Below are 21310 nucleotides of genomic sequence, written 5' to 3'. Positions count from 1 at the left end.
GACTCCGCCCCGACCTCATCCGCCTCGGACCCCGGCGCCCCGCCCCCACCCGCCTCGGACGCCGACCAGGGCACCGACATGCCGCACACCAGGTCCACGGATAAGCGGACATAAGACCCCTGCTTGCTACGTTGCGTCGCATGACCGCAACGGCAGCGGAGGCTCCCCCGCCCGAACGGCCCCGTCCGGCGCGACGGCGGGGTGTCGAGCTCTCGCTCCTGGTGTGCGCCGTCCTCATCTCCGTCTACGGCTACGCCGACGTGGGTCTGGCCAGGAGCGGAGCCGTTCCGCGCGATGCGCTCGCCTACGGTGCGGGACTCGGTCTGCTCGCCCTGCTCGCCCATCTCGCCGTACGGCTGAGAGCTCCGTACGCGGACCCCCTGCTGCTGCCGATCGCGGTCCTGCTGAACGGCGTGGGCATCGTCCTCATCTACCGCCTCGACCTGGAGACCCCGGGCGACCGGGCCGCCCCGGCCCAGCTGATCTGGTCCACCCTGGGCGTCGCGCTGTTCATCGCGGTGGTCGTGCTGCTGCGGGACCACCGCGTGCTGCAGCGCTACGCGTACATCTCGGTCGTCACCGCACTCGTCCTGATGATCGTGCCGATCCTCTTCCCTGCGGTGAACGGCGCCCGCATCTGGATCCGGGCGGGCGGCCTCTCCTTCCAGCCGGGCGAGTTCGCCAAGATCCTGCTGGCGGTGTTCTTCGCCGCGTACCTGGCCGCGAACCGCCACGCCCTCGCCCACACAGGCCGCAGGATCGGCCCCCTGCAGCTGCCCGCGGGCCGGGTGCTGGGACCGGTGGTGGCCGTCTGGCTGATCAGCGTGGCCGTACTGGTGCTGGAGCGTGACCTCGGTACCTCGCTGCTGTTCTTCGGGCTCTTCGTGGTCATGCTCTACGTCGCCACGGGCCGGACCGGATGGATCGTGGTGGGGCTGCTGCTCGCGGGTTCCGGGGCGTTCGCCGTGGGCACCCTGGAACCGCATGTGCGCGGCCGCGTCGAGTCCTGGATCGATCCGTACGCGTCCATCGCGGCGGGCGACGGGCCGAGCCAGCTCGCGCAGTCGATGTTCTCGTTCGCCTCGGGAGGGGTCCTCGGCACCGGGCTCGGCGCGGGACACTCCATCCTGATCGGCTTCGCCGCGAAGTCCGACTTCATCCTGGCGACGGCCGGCGAGGAGCTGGGGCTGGCCGGACTGACGGCGCTGTTCCTGCTCTACACCCTGCTCGTGGCGCAGGGCTACCGCGCGGGGCTCGATCTGCGCGACCCCTTCGGCCGGCTGCTCGCCGTGGGCCTCGCCGCGATCCTGGCCGTCCAGGTCTTCGTCATCGCGGGCGGGGTGACCGGACTCATCCCGCTGACCGGGATGGCCATGCCGTTCCTGGCGCAGGGCGGTTCGTCCGTGGTCACCAACTGGATCATCGTGGCGCTGCTGATCCGGCTCGGCGACTCGGCCCGTGAGCCGCACCCGGAGACGGTCGAGCCGGGGGTGATCGCGCGCGCCCCGGGCCCCGCGGGGCACGGAGGACCGGCCGACCCGGCAGGGCACGCAGGGTCGGGAGGATCGGCCTACCCGGCGGGGCCGTCCGCGGCGGAGGAAGCACGATGACGCGGTACATCCGTCGCGCGGCCGCACTGAGTCTGTTCCTGCTCGCCGCGCTGTTCGTGAACGCGGTACGCGTCCAGGTACTGCAGGCCGACGGCCTCAACGGCAGTCCGGCGAACCGGCGTCCGGCCATCGCGCGCTACGACGAACCGCGCGGGGACATCGTCGTCGACGGCAGGGCGGTCACGGGTTCGAAGGACACCGGCGAGCAACTGCGGTACGAACGCATCTACCTGGACGGTCCGCTGTACGCTCCGGTGACCGGCTACTCCTCGCAGACGTACGGCACGACCCTGCTCGAGCACGCGGAGGACGGTGTGCTGTCGGGCACCGACCCGGCGCTCGCCCCGCTGCCCTTCTGGAACGAGTTCACCCGCTCCGAGCGGCCCGGCGGCAGGGTGCTCACCACGATCAGGCGGTCCGCGCAGGAGGCCGCGTACCAGGGCCTGGCCGGTAGGCGCGGCGCGGTCGCGGCGATCGAGCCGGCCACGGGGAGGATCCTGGCGCTGGTCAGCAGTCCCTCGTACGATCCCGGGCTACTGTCGGGCAACAGCCCGGCGGTCACCGAGGCGTGGCGGCGGCTCAACGGGTCGGCGAGCCACCCGATGCTCAACCGGGCGATCCGGCAGACCTATCCGCCCGGCTCCACCTTCAAGATCGTGACGGCCGCCGCCGCGCTGGAGGCGCGGGTGGTCACGGACCCGGACGCCCCCACGGACACGGCGGACCCGTTCGTCATCCCCGGCACCAGGACGACGCTGCCCAACCCCGTGCCGGGCTGCCACCGGGCGTCCCTGGTGTACGCGATCAAGTGGTCGTGCAACACGGTGATGGCGAACCTGGGCGTGAAGGTGGGCCTTGAGGGGATGCTCGCGACGGCGGGCCGCTTCGGCTTCAACGACGACTCGCTGCGCATCCCGTCCGGAGTGGCGGTGTCCAACGTCGACCGGCGGATGAGCGTGGACCAGCTGGCGCTGTCGTCCATCGGTCAGTTCGACACCACGGCCACCCCCCTGCAGATGGCCATGGTGGCCGCGGCGGTCGCCAACGGGGGCGAGCTGGCCCACCCGTATCTGGTGGACCGCACGACCACCTGGGACGGGGACACGGTCCGGGAGACACCGCGCCGGTCCTACCGCCGCGCGATGTTCCCGGCGACCGCGCACGAACTGCGGCGGATGATGGTCGAGGCTGCGGAGCGGGGCACGGGGACGCGGGCGCTGATCGCGGGGGTGACCGTGGGCGGCAAGACCGGGACCGCGCAGCACGGCGTCGGCAACACCGGTACGCCGTACGCCTGGTTCATCGCCTGGGCACAGGAACGCGACGCGCCCCGGCCGGCCGTGGCGGTCGCGGTGGTCGTCGAGGACCCGGAGGCGGCGGGCGGCGAGATCAGCGGTGGCGGCGACGCGGCGCCGATCGCACGGGCGGTGATGGTCGAGGCGCTGAAGCCGGTGCCGAGGCGCTGAAGCCGACGGCGAGGCGCTGAAGCCAGCGGCGAGGCGCGGAAGCCGGCGACGTCCTGGGCGACGGGCCCGGCGCGGGCCACCGCGTCCGACCGGCTGACCGGAGCGGGCCGCTCAGGCGCGGGGCTCGCGCCGATTGATCGCGGTCAGGTCGATCTCGACGGGGAACGGACGGTCGACCTTGAGCCGCTGGTGGAAGATGTCGACCGGCATATACGCCAGGGTGGCCGGGTCGAGTTCGTACACGTACACCACGGGCAGTCCGTCCCTCTGCTCGACGCGCCAGAAGTGCGGCACGCGGGCCTGGGCGTACTTGCGGGGTTTGACCTCGCGATCGCGCTCCAGGGAATCGGCCGAGACGACCCCGACGGCAAGGAGAACGTCCTCGGGCCTGAACCAGGTCTGAGCGGGACCGGTGTCCGCCTCGACCGGAACCACCAGGACATCGGGCTCCGGCCGGTTCCGCCGGTCCAGTTTGACGGTCATCTCCCGGATGGCCTCCAGATCATCCGGCGCTTGGTCCATGAGCGCGTTCTCCAGAAGACGCATGGCACGCGTATGGAATCGAGTCTGCGGACTCATGAAGACGAGGCTCCCGTCGATCAACTCCGTGTGCGGAGGAAGATTCGGAAGCCTGTCCAGGTCGTCCGCCGTCCACCCTCCGGCCGGCGGGCGGGCCCACTCGTACTGGTCGTCCGGCCCGTACTCACCCGCGGCGCTCATGGCTGCTCCATGTGGTGCAAAGCTGCCCGGCGCAACCAGCGTGCGCAGCGGGTTCCCCCGGCCTTCCCCCGAACGAGTGATCAACGCTCGCCGGCGGCGCCCGGCGCAGGTCCGGCCGGTCCGGCCCCGCCCCCGTTCATGCCCCCGCCCCCGTTGATGCCCCGTCCGCGGCCGGGTCCGCGCCCCCGCTCCCGCTCCCGCTCCCGGCGGCGATCGCCTCCGCCACCTCGGCCACCCGTGCCGCCTCCTCGGCCGCGAAACGCTCCCGGTCCAGGTGTTCGGCGAGTTCCTCGTCCTGGGTCATCAGCAGGTCGAGGTTGGAGTCGCCGAGTTCGAAGACGCCCATGTCGACGTACGCCTTCTGGAGCCTCTCGCCCCAGAGCCCGATGTCCTTGACACAGGGCACGATCCGGCTGAAGAGCAGCTTGCGGAAGAGGTGCAGGAACTCGGACTGCTCGGTGTACTCCTCGGCCTCCTTGGCAGGGATGCCGAAGTCCTCCAGCACCTCCAGACCGCGGATCCGGTCCCGCATGAGGTAGCAGCCCTCGATGACGAACTCCTCGCGCTCGCGCAGTTCGGCGTCCGTGAGCTGCCGGTAGTAGTCGCGCAGCGCCATGCGCCCGAAGGCGACGTGCCGGGCCTCGTCCTGCATGACGTAGGCGAGGATCTGCTTCGGCAGCGGCTTGTCGGTGGTGTCGCGGATCATGCCGAACGCGGCGAGCGCCAGGCCCTCGATGAGCACCTGCATGCCGAGGTACGGCATGTCCCAGCGGGAGTCGCGCAGGGTGTCGCCGAGCAGGCCCTGGAGGTTGTCGTTGATCGGGTAGAGCATCCCGATCTTCTCGTGCAGGAAGCGGCCGTAGACCTCGGCGTGCCGGGCCTCGTCCATGGTCTGGGTGGCGGAGTAGAACTTCGCGTCTAGGTCGGGGACCGACTCGACGATCCGCGCCGCGCACACCATCGCGCCCTGCTCCCCGTGCAGGAACTGGCTGAACTGCCAGGAGGCGTAGTGCCGGCGCAGTTTCCCCTTGTCCTTCTCGGTCATCTTCGCCCAGTGGCGGGTTCCGTAGAGGCTGAGGGCCTCGTCGGGGGTGCCGAGGGGGTCGTACGGGTCGACCTCGAGGTCCCAGTCGATGCGCTTGGCGCCGTCCCACTGCTTGTCCTTGCCCTTCTGGTAGAGGGCGAGCAGGCGGTCGCGGCCGTCGTCGTACTCCCAGCTGAAGCGGGCGTGGCCGGCTGCCGGAACGGACCAGACGGGTTCCTGGGGCGGGTTGGTGTAGTGGTCATACGTCGACACGAAAGGCTCCCTCGCCTCGCACTGACGAACTGACGGTCTGTTGGCAGGCTCACACGTTGGTAGACGCGCAGTCAACAAGTGGCGCACAGGGGATTGACGGCCTTGCTGACGCGCAGTCTCATAAGTCGCATGACGACCGTGACCCAACGCGATCTCACCCGTCTCCGCGACGCCCTCGGGCCCCTGCGGGACCGCGAACAGGTCGCCGCGCGCCTGCTCGAGTCCTCGGCCAAGCACTCCTTCGACCCCGACCGGGAACTCGACTGGGACGCCCCGCTGGAGGAGGGCAAGTGGTTCTGGCCGCCGGAGCTGGTGTCCCTCTACGACACCCCGCTGTGGCGGCGGATGCCGGAGGAGCAGCGGATCGACCTGGCCCGGCACGAGGCCGCCTCCCTCGCCTCCCTCGGCATCTGGTTCGAGATCATCCTGATGCAGCTGCTGGTACGGCACATCTACGACAAGTCCGTGACCAGCAATCACGTGCGCTACGCGCTCACCGAGATAGCGGACGAGTGCCGGCACTCGATGATGTTCGCCAGGCTGATCCAGAAGGGCGGCGCCCCCGCCTACCCGGTGCCGCGGGTCTACCACAACCTCGCCCGCGTCCTGAAGACCGTCTCCACGACCCCGGGCTCCTTCGCGGCCACGCTGCTCGGCGAGGAGATACTCGACTGGATGCAGCGCCTGACCTTCCCCGACGAGCGCGTCCAGACCCTGGTCCGCGGTGTGACGCGGATCCACGTGGTGGAGGAGGCGCGGCACGTCCGCTACGCGCGCGAGGAACTGCGCCGCCAGATGGTGACCGCGCCCCGCTGGGAGCAGGAGCTCACCCGGCTCAGCTGCGGCGAAGCGGCCAGGGTGTTCTCCGTGTGCTTCATCAACCCCCGGGTCTACGGGAGCGTGGGCCTGGACCCGCGCGAGGCCGTCGCCCAGGTGAAGGCGAGCGGGCACCGCCGCGAGGTGATGCGGTCGGGCGCCAGGCGCCTGACGGACTTCCTCGACGACATCGGCGTCCTCCGTGGCCCGGGCCGCCGGCTGTGGAAGAGCTCGGGGCTCCTCGCCTGACTGCGCCCCGGCATCTCGCCCGAGTGTGCTTCGTCGTCTCCGCCTGAGTGCGCTTCGCCGTCTCGCCCGAGTACGCCCCGGCGGCCCGCCCGAGTGCGCCCTGGCGTCTCTCCCGCGGGCGCCGGTGCCGGACACCGGGCGGGATCCGGTGCGGGACACCGGGCCTGATCCGGATACGCCGCGGGGACGGCGCCGCCGGAACGGGCCCCCGCCCGTGCCCGGCAGGTCCCCGCCATCGCCGCCGGAGACGGGCCCCCGCGCCGGGAGGCGGCGGTTAGGCTGCCGGTATGACCTCCAGTGCCCCCGAGACGCAGCGCGCGTACCGGCGCCTGAGCGTGGAGGAGCGCCGTGGCCAGCTCCTCCGTGCCGCCCTCACGCTGTTCGCACACCGGGCGCCGGAGGACGTGTCACTCGACGACGTGGCCGAGACCGCCGGGGTGTCCCGGCCACTCGTGTACCGGTACTTCCCGGGCGGCAAGCAGCAGTTGTACGAGGCCGCCCTGCGCAGCTCCGCCGACGCGCTCGTGCTGTGCTTCACGGAACCGGCCACCGATCCGCCGACCGAGCGGCTGGGCCGGGTCCTGGACCGCTACCTCGACTTCGTCGACCAGCACGACGCCGGGTTCAGCGCGCTGATGCGCGGCGGCAGCGTCGCCGAGACGTCCCGTACCAGCGCGATCGTGGACGAGGTGCGGCGGGCGGCCGCCGAGCAGATCCTGGTGCACCTCGGCGTCCCGGAACCCGGCGCGCGCCTGCGCATGATGGTGCGCACCTGGATCGCCGCCGTGGAGGCGGCCTCGCTGATCTGGCTGGACGAGGACAAGCACCCGTCCGCCGGGGAGCTCAGGGACTGGCTCATCGGCCATCTCGTCGCCCTGCTCGCGGCGACGGCGGCCACCGACGGGGAGACAGCACGCGTCGTCCGGGAGCTGCTGGCCCTGGAGACCGCGTCCGGCCCGGTGGGCACGCTCGCCCGGCAAGTGCTGCCCCTCACCGGCGACGCGGGCCACCTCCTCTGACGGACGGGCTCGACGGGCGCGACGGGCACGCCGCGCCCCGCCGCGCCCTGGGCCCGCCCGGCACCGGTCCGCCCCGGAAGGGACGGGACGGCGGCGCTGCGCGAGACTGGACGCGTGAGAAGCGAGAACACCCCCTTCGTCGGAGGGCCGCTCGACGGGCGCGTCCTGCCCGTCCTGGTCGGCCCCACCGGCAACCCTCCCCTCTGGTACGAGGTGCCGGTGCCGGCCGAGGACGGCGGTCCGCACACCGTGTACGCCTACCGGCGGGTCACCGCCGGGCACACCAGGCGACTGGGGCTGCCGCGCGGCTGGAGGTACGAGTACGCCCCCGAGGGGCGGGAGCGCCGCAGACTCAACTGGCCCTGGTCGAAGCCGAAGCGGGCCGAGTAGGCGCGACGGCGTGCGCGGTGGCGTGCGGGCACCCGGCCGCGGCGGCTCCGGTACGCGGTGACCTGCGGACGGGCACCGGCCGCGGCGGCTCCGGTACGCGGGGCACAAGGTCCGGAGTCCGGTGACCGGTGATCGTCGACCGGTGACCGGCTGCCGGGGCTGATGACCGGGCAGCCGGTCACCGCAGTGCCGTGGTGCGGGCGGGCCTGCTGCGAACCGCCCGCCGGACGACGACGGACCCTCGGGACGGCCAGCCGCCACGCCGCACCCCGGGCGGGTACACCCGCGGCGGGTGACGGGATTGGTCCGTTCCGGCCACCCGGACTGCCGGCGTACGGGCCGCGCCGCACCATCGCCGACGGAGGCCGTGCACAACCGGAGGTGATGACGTGTCGGGCAGAACGCTGCGGGCTCTCCGCACGACGGCACTGGTGGCGGTGGTGACGGTGGTGACGGTCGGGGCCACGGACCTCGGGCCCGGGGCACTCGCGGACCCGGCGTCCCGGGCGGCGGAGGCCGGGGGAACGCCCGGCGGACGGGTGTCCGCCGCGCCGGGTCCGCCCGCGGATCGCGACGGAGCGGGCTCCGGCGCCGCCGTGCCCCTGCCCGGTGCGCCGGGGAGCGCGCTCCGGGCCCCGGGCGGTGCGGCCAGGGCACCGCGGAAGCCCGCGCTCGGGCCGGTGGCCGGTGCGGTGCCCGCGAGGGTCTCCCGGGCCCTCACCCGGCTGCAGGGCCTGTTCCGGCAGGCGGCGGAGGCCAGCGAGGCGTACGACGCGACCCGTGACGTGCTCGCCGGCCGGGCAGCCGAGACCAGGCGGCTGAGCACCGCTCTCGCCGATGCCCGCAGCGCCCTCGCCCGCAGCCGCGACGAGGCCGGACGGCTGGCCCGGCGGCAGTACCAGGGCCGGACCGAACTGTCCCCGTACCTCGGGCTCCTGCTGGCGCGCGACCCCCGCAGCGCGCTGGACCAGGGCCGGCTTCTGGAGCGTGCGGCGGACGGCAGCCGCGCGGTGATCACTCGGATGGAGAGGCGGACGCGCCGGGCGGACGCACTGGCGGCGGCCGCCCGAAGGGCCTTCGAGGAGCAGCGTGCCCTCGCCGAGCGGCAGCGTGAGCAACGGGACACGCTCCGGGGCCGCCTCGACGACGTGGAGGAGGTGCTGGCCTCGCTCTCACCGGAGGAACTCGCCGCCCTGACCGCACTGGGCCCGGCGGCCCCGGCCCCCGCTCCGGTCGCTCCGGTCGCTCCAGTCGCTCCGGCGCCGCCGTACCCGTGACCGGCTGCCGCCCGGCCGCCGATCGGGCGGTCCCCACCTCCGCGCGTGCCCGCACCACGCCGCAGCGGGAGGGTGCCGGGCGCGGGTGGAGCCCCGTCGGCAGGCGCCCCTCCCCCGGCGGTCCCGGTGCGGTCTCTCGTACGGGCCCGGCAACGGGCTCGGTCGCGCGGCCGGTCACTGGCCCGGCAACGGGCTCGGTCACGGACTCGGTCACGAGCTCGGCATATGGCTCCGCCCCGGCCGCGCACATCGCAGGCCGGGGCGGAGCCGCCGGCGTCAGGCGGCCGTGCCGCCGACCGAGGCCAGGTACGCCGAGGTCTTCTCCGGGTCGAAGAAGAAGTTCTCGAAGTCCGACGGGTCGTTGAAGCCGTTGGCGAAGCGGTCGGCGACCGGCTGGAGCTGGCCCGCCGCGCCGATCAGGTTGAGCACGTGCTCGGGCGGGACGCCCAGCATCGCGTTGGTCCACTTGGTGACGTGCTGCGCCGTCTCCCAGTAGCGGTCGAACGCCGACCGCATCCACTCCTCGTCGAAGGGCCGGTCGCCGTGCTCCACGATCGACGCCAGGTAGGCGGCGGCGCACTTCGAGGCGGAGTTGGAGCCCTGCCCGGTGATCGGGTCGTTCGCGACGACGACGTCCGCGACTCCGAGCACCAGGCCGCCGCCGGGCAGCCGTCCGACCGGGTTGCGCACGGTCGGGGCGTAGCGGCCGGCCAGCGTGCCGTTGGCGTCGGTCAGTTCGACCTTCGTCGCGCGGGCGTACTCCCACGGCGTGAACTTCTCCATCAGCTCCAGCGTGAGGGAGAGGTGCTCGGCGGGGTCCTTCACGCCCTGGAAGACGTCGAGCGGGCCGCCCGGCACGCCCTCCCAGAACAGGATGTCCGCCCGGCCCGAGAGGGTCAGCGTGGGCATGATGAACAGCTCGCCGACGCCCGGGACCAGGTTGCAGCGGACCGCGTCGAACTCGGGGTGCTCGGGGCGCGGGCCGAGGCCGTGGACGTAGGCGACCGCGAGGGCGCGCTGGGGCTCGCTGTACGGGGAGCGGGAGGCGTCGCGGCCGAACATCGACACCAGCTCGCCCTTGCCCGCCGAGACCAGCACCAGGTCGTAGGTGCGCGCGAAGTAGTCGAGGTCGGACACGGCCGCGCCGTGGATGACGAGCTGGCCGCCGCGCTGGGCGAAGGTCTCCATCCAGCCGGCCATCTTCAGCCGCTGGTCGACGGACTGGGCGTAGCCGTCGAGCTTTCCGACCCAGTCGACGACTCGCTGGGACTCCGGACCGGACACGGAGACGCCGAGGCCCTGGATCTTCGGGGCCTGCGACTCCCAGAAGTTGATCTGCAGATCGCGCTCGTGCTGGAGCGCGGTGTGGAACATGCACTGCGTGGACATGACCCGGCCGGCCCGGATCTCGTCCGCCGTGCGGTTGGACATCAGGGTGACTTCGTAGCCCTGTGCCTGGAGGCCGAGGGCGAGCTGGAGTCCGGACTGACCGGCGCCGACTATGAGGATCTTCCGCATGGCGCGTCTCTTTCTGGACGTACGGGAATGGAGACGTACGGGACTTGGGGGGGACGACGGGAGGCTATTCGGGCGTGGCGTCGAGCGCGTGGCCCACGAGGGCGAGCAGTGACTCGACCACCGTGATCCGCTGGCGCGCGTCCATGATCACAACCGGGACGTGCGGCGGGACGGTCAGGGCCTCCCGTACGTCGTCGGCCTCGTAGGACGGGGTCCCCTCGAAGTGGTTGACGGCGACGACGTAGGGGAGCCCGCAGCTCTCGAAGTAGTCGAGTGCCGGGAAGCAGTCCTTCAGCCGCCGGGTGTCGGCCATCACTATCGCGCCGATCGCGCCCCGTACCAGGTCGTCCCACATGAACCAGAACCGCTGCTGGCCCGGGGTGCCGAAGAGGTACAGGACGAGATCGTCGTCCAGGGTGATCCGCCCGAAGTCCATGGCGACGGTCGTGGTCTGCTTCTCCGGCGTGGCGGTGAGATCGTCGGTCTCCTCGCTCGCCTGTGTCATCAGCGCCTCGGTCTGCAGGGGCGTGATCTCGGAGACCGACCCGACGAAGGTCGTCTTGCCCACGCCGAAGCCCCCCGCGACGACGATCTTGGTGGCGATCGGTGCGCGGGTGTGGTCGTTCTGCCAGGGCTGTACGTTCTCGTCCTCCGCGGCGGTGGGGAGGTCAGAGACGACGGAGTCCACTCAGCACCCTTTCGAGCAGCGCGCGGTCGGGGCGGCCGTCGCCGTGCCCGGTGCCGTACACACGTATCATTCCTTGGTCCGCGAGGTCGCTGAGCAGCACCCGGACCACGCCCAGGGGCATCTTCAGCAGCGCGGAGATCTCGGCGACCGTCCGCATCCGGCGGCAGAGTTCGACGATGGCCCGCATCTCCGGCATCACACGGGAGGTGAGGTTGCCGTTCGTCAGCTCCTTACGTTCGTCGCCCGCCTCCAGGGCCGCGACGAACGTCTCGACGAGGAGGACGTGGCCGAAGCGGGTGCGGCCTCCGGTGAGCGAGTAGGGGCGGACGCGGGCGGGACGTTTTCCGTCCCCCCGTACCGGGAGCCGGGGGGCGGGCTGGGCGGCGGACGTCACTTGGCGCTCTCCAACGATTTGCGCAGCTCACTGCGGACTTCGGGGGTGAGTACGTGTCCGGCGCGGCCCACGAAGAGCGCCATGTGGTACGCGACGACGCTCATGTCGCAGTCCGCGGTGGCGTGCACGCCGAGCAGCGAGCCGTCGCTGATCGACATCACGAAGAGGCTGCCCTCCTCCATCGCGACCATGGTCTGCTTGACGCCACCGCCGTCCATCAGCTTGGCCGCGCCGATGGTCAGGCTGCCGATGCCGGAGACGATGGTGGCGAGGTCGGCGCTGGAACCGCGCGGGCCGTCCTGGCGCTGCGTCGCGCTGGGTGCGGTGTTGTGCGCCGGGTCGGAGGAGAGCAGGAGCAGCCCGTCGGACGAGACGACGGCGACGGAGCGTACTCCCGGTACCTCCTCGACGAGGTTGCCCAACAGCCAGTGAAGGTTACGGGCTTCGCTGCTCAGCCCGAAGGTTCCTGTCGCGGTCAACTGTGTGCCTCCTCGACGGTGTCCCCCGATTCCTCGCTCTGTGACGTCTGTTCCGTGCCGTGTGCCCGGGCGGGGTCGGCGAACTCCGCCTCCACGTCGCGGCGGCCGTCCTTGGCGCCCTGGTGGAAGCCGCCGAGCCGGCGGCGGAGTTCCTCGGCGTCGACGGACCCGCGGCGCTCCTTGGGCGCGCCGAGCGGTGCGACGACCTTGGGCGTCCGCTTGGGCAGGCCCTTGTCGGTGACGATCTCCGCGGGGTCGCCGGGCTGCGCGGCAGCCTCGGGTTCCGGGGCACGGTGACCGGTCGGGTCCGCGCCGCCGGGACCGGAGTCGGGGCCGGGGCCGGGGTCGCTCGCCGCGTGCGCTCCGCCGGGTGCGGCCCCCGTCACGCCGCGCCCGTGGGCCTCCGGCTCCGGCGCGGGGTGGGGCAGACGGACCTGGAGGGTGGTCTCCGGGGCGGTGGCGGCGGGCTCCCCGGCGGCCTCGCCGTCGGGCCCGTGCTCTCGCCCGTACTCGCGGTCGTGCCCGTACTCTCGCCCGTACTCGCCGTCGGGCCCGTACTCGCCGTCGCGGCCGTACCCGCCGTCGCGGCCGTACCCGCCGTCGCGGCCGTACGCCTCCCCGGTCGTGGCCCCGGCGCCGAACTCGGCCGGGGTGTCCGACGGGCCGGGCGCGAAGGGCGAACGCCCGGGAGCCGCCCCGGCGTCGGGGCCCACCTGCTCCACGCCCGGCTGCGGCGCGAAGGATCCGGCTCCGGAGGTCGTGGCCCCGTACTCCGTGCCCGAACCGCTCGCCGCACCGCTCGCCGCACCGCTCGCCGAACCGCTCGCCGCACCGGTCGCCGAACCGCTCGCCGTCGCCGTCACCGTGTCATGTCCCGTGTCCGTCCCCGCGTCCGTGCCCGTCTCCGGGGACTGCCGGGGCCCCGGCACGGCGGGCGCGGGCCCGTCCACTCCGGCGTCCTGGACGGCCTTCTCAGCGGCGGCGACCAGGGGGTCACCGGCGGGAACGCGACGGCCGGGCAGCGCGTTGGAGTTGGCCTCCGCGACCGAGCCGGGGAGGTTCACCGCCGGACCGGCGCCGGGCACGGGAGCCGCCTGCGGGGAGGCGGTCGCCGCGCCCTCGGGCAGCAGGCCCTGCGGAAGGACCACGACCGCGGCGATGCCGCCGCCCTTCTGCTCGCGCAGCTGGACGCGCACTCCGTGGCGGCGGGCCAGCAGACCGGCCACCTTCAGGCCCAGTCCCTCGCCGCCCGCGGCGGGGTCGAGGTCGTCCACCCGCTCGGTGGACGCCAGGCGCGTGTTGAGCTCCTCGAGCCGGTCGGGGGCCATCCCTATGCCCTCGTCCTGGACCGAGAGCATGATCTCGCCGCTCTCCAGCAGCCAGCCGGAGAGCTGGACCTGGGCGTCCGGAGGCGAGAAGGACGTGGCGTTCTCCAGCAGTTCCGCCACGAGGTGGCTGAGGTCGTCGGCTGCGAACCCGGCGACGTGGGCGTGCGGCGGCAGGGACTGGATGACGACGCGCTCGTACCGCTCGATCTCGCTGACCGCGGCGCGCATGACGTCGACCAGCGGCACCGGGCCGGGGTGGCTGTGGCCGTGCTCGGCTCCGGCGAGGACCAGCAGGTTCTCGCTGTGCCGGCGCATCACCGTGGCCATGTGGTCGAGCTTGAAGAGGGTGGCGAGCCGGTCCGGGTCCTGCTCGCGCTCCTCCAGGCCCTCGATGACACCCAGCTGGCGCTCGACGAGGCCGAGGGTGCGCAGCGCGAGGTTGACGAAGGTGTGGCCCACCGTGCGGCGCAGCTTGTCGAGCTGCTCCGTGACCTCCGCCGTGCGCTCCTGGAGCTCGGCCCGCCGGGCGGCGAACTCCGCACTCGCGGAGGTCAGTTCGCCGCGTTCGGCGTCCAGGTGGCGGCTCCGCGCGGCGAGGTCCACCAGCTTGCCGTGCAGGGTGTTGAGCGACCGTACGACCTGGGCGAACTCGTCGTTGCGGCCGGTGAAGCGGATCGGCTCCTCGCCCTCGGGCGCCCCCGCGAGGCGGGCGGCGCCGATGCGGAGCACGGCCAGCGGGCGCGTGAGGGTGCGGGCGACGGCCGCGGAGATGCCCACGACGACGAGCAGACAGCCGCCGAGCAGCGCGATGCGCAGTTCCAGGGCGGTGACGTCGTCGTCGCGGAGCTGCTCCAGGCGTTCGACCTGGGCGGAGGCGAGCGCGGACTCGACGCCGCGCATCTGCTCGATCCTGGCGGACAGCGAGTCCTCGAGCTTCTCGCGGCTGGACTCGCGGTCCTTCTCGGAGAGTTCGGGCTGGTCGGTGAGACGGGCGAGGTAGGCCTCGGCCGTCTTGACGTCGGGACCGGTGACGGTGCCGGTGAGCCGGGCGCGGGCCGCGGTGCCCGCGGCCTGGTCGAAGTCGGCGAGCGCGGCGAGCTCGCGGACGCGCGCCTGCTGCGCGGCGGCGCTCAGGACGTTGCGGGCCTCCTCGGTCCTGGCGTCGCCCTCGTCCTCGACCGGCAGCCCGGTGACCGGGTCGAAGGAGGGGCCGTCGTTCGCGGGGCCGGGCACGGACAGCGCGGCGAGCAGCAGGCCGCGGGTGGCGGACGCCTGCTCGACGGCGAGGCCGAGGGCCGCCGGCGCGCGGGTGGCCTCGGCGGCGCGGGCCGGGGTCCTCTCGGCGAGCTCGTCGGCGAGCGCGTGCAGCCCTTCGATGATGTCGGTGTACGCCTTGTACGCCTCCAGGGCGGTGCCCTTGCCGGTGAGCGCGGTGCGTCGGACGGAGTTCACGGTGCCGAGACCGCGGCGCAGGTCGGCGTGGTCGGCCGGGACGTTGCCGCGGATCTCGTCTATCTGCCGGTCGACCCGGGCACCTCGGTTGCCGGAGATCTCGCGGCGGTCCTTCTTGTCGCCCTGCTGGTCCTCGCGGCCTGCCGCGATGTACGCGGTGACCTCGTCGCGCTCGTCGGCGAGGGAGTGGGCCAGCGTGACGGCCTGGCGGTTGAGCTCGGCGAGGGTGACGAGCCGCTGGGACTCGCTGAGGTCGTCGGAGGCGAGGAGGATCGCCGGAGCACCGGCGGCCGCCACCGTGAGGGTGACCGCGGCGACGCCCGCGACCAGCCGGCGGCGTACGCGCACGGGGCGCCCGCCGGGGAGGAGCGTGGGGTCGGAGGCCGCGCGGGCCTCGGCCGAGGGTTCCGTGTACGCCGGGGGTACGGGAGCCGCACGATCGTCCGACGTCGCCGAGGGGATCGCGGGCGACGGGGGTACCTGAGGTGCCGCGGGCCCCGAAGAGGCCGTGCCGTCCGTGCTGCCCTTGCCCCGAGGCCGCTTCTTCTGCACCGGTGCTCGCATTCCTGACTCGTCCGCCCATGAAGCAGAGGTGACGGCCGGTCATCACGCGAGTCCCCCACCTCTGGCACGATCCACGACCATCCCAGCGGCTTCAAGAGGGGGGCGCACATCGGCCGCTCCGCCACACGAACGAGTGAACATCACTCCGGAGTTGGCAAACAACCCGTTCGCAATTGCACTTTCCCTGCGCACAGGGGATCGGTTGGACCTTCGGCCCAGGCTTTGGCAGGATGCCCGCCCGCAGCTCGGCGGGGCCGCCGATTCCGCCGAGAAGGCCCAGGTCGAGCGGCTGGTGGAGACCAATTCTCCACCCTTGCAGGCTTCGTGAAGAAAGCGTGTCGGCTCGTGCAGACTGGGGACCATGCGCTTCGAGCTCGCCACCGTACCCGGCACCGCCGAACGCCCGAACGAGGACTGGGCGTCACTCGCCCTCCCGGCCTCGGGCCAGGGCGGATCGCTGGTGGTCCTCGACGGGGTGACGCCGCCCCGGGGCGGCGACGGTTGTGTGCACGGCGTCCCCTGGTTCACCTCACATCTGGGCGGAGCCCTGCTCGAACTGTCCGGTTCGCGGAGGGATATGCCCCTGGCCGAGGCGCTGGCCCTGTCCATCCGGCGCACCGCCGACGCCCACCGCGACAGCTGTGACCTTTCTCACGTCCGCACGCCCCAGGCAACCGTGGTGGCGGTTCGCTGGAACGGGGAATCGGTCGAGCATCTGGTCCTCTCGGACTCGACGCTTCTGCTGGAGGCGCCGGACGGGGTGGTGCACGCGGTGCTGGACGACCGGCTGGACCGCATCCCGAGGGAGGTCCTCCGCTCGCTCAGCGCGACGGACGCCCTGCGCAACCGGGACGGCGGCTTCTTCACGGCGGCCGCGGACCCGGCGGTGGCGGCGCGCGCGGTCACGGGCACGACTCCGCGTGCGGACGTGCGGGCGGTGGTCGCCCTGACCGACGGGGCGTCCCGCTGGACCGACCTCTTCGCGGAGGGGAGCTGGGCGGACCTCATGGAGCTGCTGCGCAAGGAGGGGCCGAACGGGCTGGTCGGCCGGGTGCGGGCGCTGGAGGCCGCGGACGCCCGTCGGGGCGGCGAGACCCGCTGGAAGACCCACGACGACGCGACCGCGGTGTACGCGGAACTCCAGGCCCCCTCGGATCCGCCGCTCCCCGGGTCCTGACCCGTCGGACGGCGGCGTGCCGGGACTCCTCAGCCGTCCTCAGCTGTCCTCAGCCCTCCTCAGCCCTCCTCGGAGCGGGCGTTGAGCTGGTGCAGCAGCCGGGCCAGTTCGGCGACCTCGCCGCGGTCCCAGCCGGCCAGCTTCCGCACGTACCGCTCGCGCCGGGCCTTCCGTACCGCGCGGAAGCGGGTGAGTCCCTCGTCGGTCAGCCGGACGAGCCAGGCGCGGCCGTCGGCCGGGTCGGGCTCGCGGGTGACCAGGCCGAGTTCGTCCAGCGCGCGCAGCTGCCGGCTCATCGTCGCCTTGCCGACGCCGAAGTACCCGGCGAGATCGGTGGCGCGCTGTGCCCCGCACTCCTCCAGCCGTACCAGCAGGCCGTAGGCGGAGGGCTCCAGTCCGGGGTGGACCTCGCGGGCCATCTCGCCCGAGCTCGCCCGGGCCCGGCGCAGGAACACGGCCAGCTCCCGCTCCAGGGCGAGGAACTCCCGGAACTCCTGGTCCGCACCGCTGCCTCCGTTCGGCCCGGTGTCGTTCCCCGTACCGCTTCCGTGCACGTCAGCACCCTTCACACGCGTTCCCGGCCATGGGTTTCCCGGGGTCTCCCGGCCATGAGTTCCCCTCGGCGGCCCCCGTCGCCGCGGCTCGCCCAGTATTTCGCAGGGGCCGGCGGGCGGCGGGCACCGGCGCCGGTACCGGCGCACGGAGCCCCCGGCGCGGCGGTGCCGCACCGGGGGCTCCGGTCAACAGGCGGTGATCAGCCGCAGAGGCCCGCGGGGCGGGTGCGGGTGACCAGGTCCGTGAAGCCGGTCGTGCCGTCCAGCCACACCACCTGCCTGCCGGACACCGCGGCGGGCGACAGCTGCTCACCGCGGTTGCAGGAGACGCGGTCCAGCCGGCTGCCGTCCGTGGTCAGCTGCCACAGCTTCGACAGCGTCTCGTTGCGCCACTGGGTGTCGGGCGTCTGGCTGGTGACGGTGACGGCGTCCTCGGACACGGTCAGGTCGACACCGTGCAGGGCCCGCGGCTTCGCCTCGGGGGCGATGTCGAAGACGTTGCGGCCGTCGAGGTCGGCACGGCGCACACCCGCCTGGCCGGTGTCGGCGAGGTTCTCGTCGGTCAGCCAGAAGACGTGCTGCGAGTTGATGCCGGTCTGACCGAGGCTCTGCGGCTCGCCGAGTTGCCCCGTCAGCGTCTTGGTGCCGGTGCCGAGGTCCAGGACCTCGACGCCGAGCCGGTAGCCGGTCTCGCCCGGGTAGAGCTTGGCGTAGGCGATCCTGCCCTGCGAGATCGACGGGAGTGCCGTGGCCAGGAAGAAGCTGCCGCCGTCGGCGTAGGTCGGCCTGGTATCGCCGGGCCGGAGGTAGCCGACGTGGCGGTCGCCGAAGATGCCGTAGCTCTCGAAGACCACGACGCCGTTCTCGACCCGCAGCCCCGAGATGTCGCTGGTCGTGGTGTACAGCTTCTTGATGGGACCGCCGGCGAGCGGGCGGGAGAGGACGTCCAGGCTCGTCGCGCCGTACGCCGCCCAGACGACGGTCTTGCCGTCCGTCGCCGGGGAGACGTGGAAGCGTCCGTCGTTCGGGCTGATCAGCTTGGGATGACCGGAGCCGTCCGCCCGTCCCGCGTAGACCGAGTACGGCTCGGAGCCGTCGTCGTTGGACTGCGACGCGGTCCACCAGCCGCCGCCGGCCTGCACTCCCGTGCCGCTGGTGTTCAGCTTGCCGAGGAGCCGGTCACTGTCGGCGCCGAGCGCGTCCTCCCAGCCCGGCACGATGCCGTGAGCACTGAAGGATCGTTTCACCACGTTCCGCTGCTTCGCGGTGGCGCCGAGGTCCCGGGCCGCGGCCAGCACGGCGTTGCGGCCCTCCGTGAAGCCGTCGAGCGGCGTCATGTACTCGGACAGCGCCTTGTAGACGATCCGGTCGGCGAGTTCCCCGCCGAGGTCCTGGCGCATGTCCCACAGCGCGCCCGAGAAGACGGTGGAGTTGAGGTGGACACCGCCGTTGTCGGTGGCGAAGGTCACCCCGAGGAAGTTCTTCGAGGTGGTCGCGCCGTCGTCGAGGTCACGCAGCGCGCAGTCCCGCGGGCCCTTGGTGCGGCACAGGTCCTCGCCGATGAGGCCCGCGTCCGGGTCGTCCATGGACCGGCCCGAGGCGGTGACGTCGATGGCGTTGCCGAAGTAGTCGGCGACGGCCTCGTTCAGAGCGCCGGACTGGCCCGCGTAGACGAGGTTGGCGGTGTTCTCCACGATTCCGTGGGTCATCTCGTGGCCCACGACGTCGAGATCGGCGGCCAGCGGCTTGAACTCCTCGTCGCCCGAGCCGTACACCATCTTCTGGCCGTCCCAGAAGGCGTTGACGTAGGAGCCGCCGAAGAGGGTCACGCCGACCAGTGAGTTGACACTGGAGCCTCGGCCGTCGAGACCGTTCCGGCCGTGCTGCTTCCTGAAGTAGTCGTAGACCTGTCCGGCCGCCCAGTGGGCGTCGACGGCACCGGCGTCGGTGGCCGCCTTGCCGAACTCCGCGGTCGCGGACTCGAACACCCTGATGCCGCTCGGCCACCGGCCCGCGACGTCGCCGACGTCGTGGCTGGAGGCGTCCCAGGTGCCGAGCGTGTTCTTGGTGGTGTCGGCCATGCGGGCGCGGTCGGTCATGCCGTACCGGCCGGTGGCCCCGTCCAGGGTGAGTTCCAGATCGACCTTGCCGCCGTCGAGGCGCAGACCGCTGCCCTTGGCGGCGGAGACGGCGGGCTCGTCGGCCGCGGCGGCCGCCGGTGCGGCGCCCGCCCGCTCGGGCCGGGTGGCGGCGCGCGACGCGCCGGTGACGGACTTGATGCCGCTGTACCGGAGCACCGGGAAGCCGGATCGCGCGTCGACGTACACCTCCTCCAGCACCGGCTCGCCCGTCACCGGGTCCGTACCGCGTACCGTCACATGGCGCGCCAGCACGCCCTCGCCCCGCGGGATGACGACGAGGCCGCGCGCGGTGCCGGTGAGCGACCGCGCCTTCTGCGACTTCTCGCCCTCCTCGCGGACCGCGTCGGCCTCGGTGAGCCGGGATCCGCCCAGCCGGGCCGCGGTGGCGCTCACCGCGCGGCGCACCGCCACGTCCTCGGCGACCGTCGCCTCGGTGCCGGTGGTCAGCCCCGTGAAGTACTTGCCGGAGGTGCCGGTGACGACGCGTTCGCCGCCGGACTTCTCCATCCGCACCACGTACTGGCCGCCGAGCACCGGTACCCCCCGGTGCCGCTGCTGCAGCCGTACGGTCTCGTCGGCGCCCCGCTTGAGCGTCCGCACGGGAGTCAGGTCCCGCCGGGGCTCGGCGATGCGGTAGCGGCTCTCCCTGGCCTCGAGGTGCCCGCGGGCCGCGTCCGCGGGAGCGGCCTTGGCGTCCACGGGCTCTTTCAGCCCTTCGACGAGAGCGGGTGTCGCGGTGTCCTCCCCGGGGACGACCTCGACGGGCGGCGCCGGCGGCGGGGTCGCCGCCTGGGCCGGAACCGCGGTGATCAGGAGGCCGGCAGCGGCCAGGAGCGCCGCGGCCCCCGTCCCCCTGGTGATGCCGTGTGCCGGTCTTCCCTGGTTGTGCCTGGGCTTGCGCACAGTACGTACCCCTCCCACGTGCTGGTCAGCCGGTTCAGGTGGTCATGGCCATGCAACCCGTGGGGCCTCAACCGGGCAATGCGGCGGGTGGGTTGAGAAGTGGACATGCCCACTTGTGTGTTCTGTGAAGCCGGAGTGAGAATCCCCGGCATGATCGAGGCGGAGTTGCCCTACCTCGGCCTGGGGGCCACCGAGGAGCGCGTGTACGAAGCCCTGCTGGAGGAACGGGCCGAGGGCGCGGAGGAGTTGGCCAGGCACCTCCGGCTGCGGAGGGACGACGTGGACGCGGCGCTCGGCCGGCTCGTGGAGCACGGTCTCGCACTGCCGCCGCGCGGGAGCGGGACGCTGCCGCGCCCGGCCGCACCGGCCGCCGCGATCCGCAGCCTCATCCATCGCCGCCAGGCCGAGCTGCACATGAAATCAGCCGAACTCGAGCGATTACGGATGACCGCCGATCAGCTCGCCGGTCGGCTGACGGCGGGAGCACCGGCCGCTCCCGGAAGCGGCATCGAGGTCATCACGGGGCAGCGGGCGATCGAGGAGCGCGCCGACGACCTGCTCGCGTCCGCGGAGCGCGAAGTGGTCGTCCTGGACCGCCCCCCGTACGTCAGGGACCGGCGGGGGTACGGGACCTTCCGCCTGCCGGGGGCGGGCGTCGAGGGACTGCTGGACCGCGGGGTGACCGTACGGACCGTCCTTGACCGGGACGGCCTCGCCGCCCCGGAGCGGATCCGGACCCTCAACGCGCTGGTGGAGCGGGGGCTGCGGGCCCGGGTCGCCCCGGCCGTACCGACCCGGCTGATCGCCGTCGACCGGCGGACCGCACTGCTGCCCCCGGGCGACGCGGCGGACCCGAAGGCGTCGGCGCTGCTGGTCGGAGACGCGCTGCTGCGCCACGCGCTCGTACCGCTCTTCGAGACGGTGTGGGACCGGGCGGCCCCGGTGGGCGGACCGCCGGCGGAGCCGCCCCCCGCGGGCGGGGCGCTGCCCCCGGAGCAGAGGGAACTGCTGGCCCTGCTGGCCGCCGGCCTCAAGGACGAGGCGATCGCACGCCGGCTGGGCGTCCATGTGCACACCGCGCGGCGGCGGATCAGCAGACTGCTGGAGTCGCTCGGCGCGGAGACCCGCTTCCAGGCCGGGGCGCGGGCGACCCTGCGGGGATGGCTCGACGGCGACTGACGTCTCACGTCCTCCTCTCCCCGGTGGCGGGAGGGGAATCCCGGCGCAGGCTCCCGCCGGAGCAGCGCCGGCTGAGGTCCCGCGTCCCG

17 protein-coding genes are annotated in these 21310 nt (G+C 73.0%); 8 read left to right on the top strand and 9 right to left on the bottom strand.

The window, feature by feature from the left end; genetic code table 11:
* Nucleotides 1-140: 140 nt before the first annotated feature.
* Both DDW44_RS20795 and DDW44_RS20790 read left to right on the top strand, forming a co-directional pair.
* On the top strand, nucleotides 141-1610 hold the full coding sequence (locus DDW44_RS20795; protein ID WP_108907338.1) for an FtsW/RodA/SpoVE family cell cycle protein: 1470 nt from the start codon (nucleotides 141-143) through the stop codon (nucleotides 1608-1610).
* A complete protein-coding gene (locus DDW44_RS20790; RefSeq protein WP_108907337.1) occupies nucleotides 1607-3076 on the top strand; it encodes a penicillin-binding transpeptidase domain-containing protein in 1470 nt (489 codons plus the stop codon). Before DDW44_RS20795 ends, DDW44_RS20790 begins: the two co-directional genes overlap by 4 nt.
* 111 nt (nucleotides 3077-3187) lie before the next feature.
* Here the strand turns inward: DDW44_RS20790 and DDW44_RS20785 are convergent, their stop codons facing one another.
* Nucleotides 3188-3796 carry a Uma2 family endonuclease gene (locus tag DDW44_RS20785; protein ID WP_108907336.1) on the bottom strand — a complete coding sequence of 203 codons (609 nt, stop codon included), beginning with the start codon at nucleotides 3794-3796 and terminating at the stop codon, nucleotides 3188-3190.
* Between the two features lie 136 nt (nucleotides 3797-3932).
* Nucleotides 3933-5093 carry a ferritin-like domain-containing protein gene (locus tag DDW44_RS20780; RefSeq protein ID WP_108907335.1) on the bottom strand — a complete coding sequence of 387 codons (1161 nt, stop codon included), beginning with the start codon at nucleotides 5091-5093 and terminating at the stop codon, nucleotides 3933-3935.
* Between the two features lie 129 nt (nucleotides 5094-5222).
* On the opposite strand from DDW44_RS20780, the gene DDW44_RS20775 reads away from it, so the two are divergent.
* The 4 genes from DDW44_RS20775 (at nucleotide 5223) to DDW44_RS20760 (ending at nucleotide 8844) form a co-directional block, all read left to right on the top strand.
* On the top strand, nucleotides 5223-6158 hold the full coding sequence (locus DDW44_RS20775) for an AurF N-oxygenase family protein (RefSeq protein WP_017950043.1): 936 nt from the start codon (nucleotides 5223-5225) through the stop codon (nucleotides 6156-6158).
* 287 nt (nucleotides 6159-6445) lie between these two features.
* On the top strand, nucleotides 6446-7177 hold the full coding sequence (locus tag DDW44_RS20770) for a TetR/AcrR family transcriptional regulator (protein WP_018892087.1): 732 nt from the start codon (nucleotides 6446-6448) through the stop codon (nucleotides 7175-7177).
* 114 nt (nucleotides 7178-7291) lie between these two features.
* Nucleotides 7292-7567, top strand: a complete 276-nt coding sequence (locus DDW44_RS20765; RefSeq protein WP_027734513.1) for a hypothetical protein — start codon at nucleotides 7292-7294, stop codon at nucleotides 7565-7567.
* Between the two features lie 389 nt (nucleotides 7568-7956).
* Nucleotides 7957-8844 carry a coiled-coil domain-containing protein gene (locus tag DDW44_RS20760; RefSeq protein ID WP_108907334.1) on the top strand — a complete coding sequence of 296 codons (888 nt, stop codon included), beginning with the start codon at nucleotides 7957-7959 and terminating at the stop codon, nucleotides 8842-8844.
* Between the two features lie 276 nt (nucleotides 8845-9120).
* On the opposite strand, the gene DDW44_RS20755 is transcribed toward DDW44_RS20760, so the two are convergent.
* The 5 genes from DDW44_RS20755 to DDW44_RS20735 all read right to left on the bottom strand — a co-directional run bounded on the left by DDW44_RS20755 (nucleotide 9121) and on the right by DDW44_RS20735 (nucleotide 15255).
* Nucleotides 9121-10362: a styrene monooxygenase/indole monooxygenase family protein gene (locus DDW44_RS20755; RefSeq protein ID WP_018892086.1), complete on the bottom strand. Its 1242-nt coding sequence runs from the start codon at nucleotides 10360-10362 to the stop codon at nucleotides 9121-9123.
* 64 nt (nucleotides 10363-10426) lie between these two features.
* Nucleotides 10427-11050, bottom strand: a complete 624-nt coding sequence (locus DDW44_RS20750) for a GTP-binding protein (protein WP_017947052.1) — start codon at nucleotides 11048-11050, stop codon at nucleotides 10427-10429.
* Nucleotides 11031-11444 carry a DUF742 domain-containing protein gene (locus DDW44_RS20745; protein ID WP_017947053.1) on the bottom strand — a complete coding sequence of 138 codons (414 nt, stop codon included), beginning with the start codon at nucleotides 11442-11444 and terminating at the stop codon, nucleotides 11031-11033. Before DDW44_RS20745 ends, DDW44_RS20750 begins: the two co-directional genes overlap by 20 nt.
* On the bottom strand, nucleotides 11441-11923 hold the full coding sequence (locus DDW44_RS20740; RefSeq protein ID WP_026165155.1) for a roadblock/LC7 domain-containing protein: 483 nt from the start codon (nucleotides 11921-11923) through the stop codon (nucleotides 11441-11443). The genes DDW44_RS20745 and DDW44_RS20740 overlap by 4 nt, the downstream gene beginning before the upstream one ends.
* Complete coding sequence (locus DDW44_RS20735) at nucleotides 11920-15255, bottom strand: sensor histidine kinase (RefSeq protein WP_108907333.1); 3336 nt, start codon at nucleotides 15253-15255, stop codon at nucleotides 11920-11922. Before DDW44_RS20735 ends, DDW44_RS20740 begins: the two co-directional genes overlap by 4 nt.
* Before the next feature lie 373 nt (nucleotides 15256-15628).
* Between DDW44_RS20735 and DDW44_RS20730 the strand changes: the two genes are divergently transcribed.
* Nucleotides 15629-16444 carry a protein phosphatase 2C domain-containing protein gene (locus DDW44_RS20730; protein WP_108907332.1) on the top strand — a complete coding sequence of 272 codons (816 nt, stop codon included), beginning with the start codon at nucleotides 15629-15631 and terminating at the stop codon, nucleotides 16442-16444.
* A 59-nt stretch (nucleotides 16445-16503) separates the two neighbouring features.
* Here DDW44_RS20730 and DDW44_RS20725 read toward each other — a convergent pair whose 3' ends face one another.
* Both DDW44_RS20725 and DDW44_RS20720 read right to left on the bottom strand, forming a co-directional pair.
* Nucleotides 16504-17013 carry a MarR family winged helix-turn-helix transcriptional regulator gene (locus DDW44_RS20725; protein WP_018892083.1) on the bottom strand — a complete coding sequence of 170 codons (510 nt, stop codon included), beginning with the start codon at nucleotides 17011-17013 and terminating at the stop codon, nucleotides 16504-16506.
* A gap of 185 nt (nucleotides 17014-17198) precedes the next feature.
* A complete protein-coding gene (locus tag DDW44_RS20720) occupies nucleotides 17199-20042 on the bottom strand; it encodes a M4 family metallopeptidase (protein WP_108907331.1) in 2844 nt (947 codons plus the stop codon).
* A gap of 150 nt (nucleotides 20043-20192) precedes the next feature.
* Here DDW44_RS20720 and DDW44_RS20715 point away from each other — a divergent pair, with 150 nt between their 5' ends.
* Complete coding sequence (locus DDW44_RS20715) at nucleotides 20193-21221, top strand: helix-turn-helix domain-containing protein (protein WP_108907330.1); 1029 nt, start codon at nucleotides 20193-20195, stop codon at nucleotides 21219-21221.
* The last annotated feature ends 89 nt before the right edge of the window (nucleotides 21222-21310 follow it).

Source organism: Streptomyces tirandamycinicus (genome assembly GCF_003097515.1).
In the GTDB taxonomy this organism is placed as follows: domain Bacteria; phylum Actinomycetota; class Actinomycetes; order Streptomycetales; family Streptomycetaceae; genus Streptomyces; species Streptomyces tirandamycinicus.
The sequence above is the reverse complement of the archived record's forward strand: the minus strand, read 5'-3'. Positions and strand labels throughout refer to the sequence as shown.

Coding starts and splice junctions, on each gene's coding strand:
- DDW44_RS20795 (WP_108907338.1), top strand. CDS start 141: ATGACCGCAACGGCAGCGGAGGCTCCCCCGCCCGAACGGCCCCGTCCG.
- DDW44_RS20790 (WP_108907337.1), top strand. CDS start 1,607: ATGACGCGGTACATCCGTCGCGCGGCCGCACTGAGTCTGTTCCTGCTC.
- DDW44_RS20785 (WP_108907336.1), bottom strand. CDS start 3,796: ATGAGCGCCGCGGGTGAGTACGGGCCGGACGACCAGTACGAGTGGGCC.
- DDW44_RS20775 (WP_017950043.1), top strand. CDS start 5,223: ATGACGACCGTGACCCAACGCGATCTCACCCGTCTCCGCGACGCCCTC.
- DDW44_RS20770 (WP_018892087.1), top strand. CDS start 6,446: ATGACCTCCAGTGCCCCCGAGACGCAGCGCGCGTACCGGCGCCTGAGC.
- DDW44_RS20755 (WP_018892086.1), bottom strand. CDS start 10,362: ATGCGGAAGATCCTCATAGTCGGCGCCGGTCAGTCCGGACTCCAGCTC.
- DDW44_RS20730 (WP_108907332.1), top strand. CDS start 15,629: ATGCGCTTCGAGCTCGCCACCGTACCCGGCACCGCCGAACGCCCGAAC.
- DDW44_RS20715 (WP_108907330.1), top strand. CDS start 20,193: ATGATCGAGGCGGAGTTGCCCTACCTCGGCCTGGGGGCCACCGAGGAG.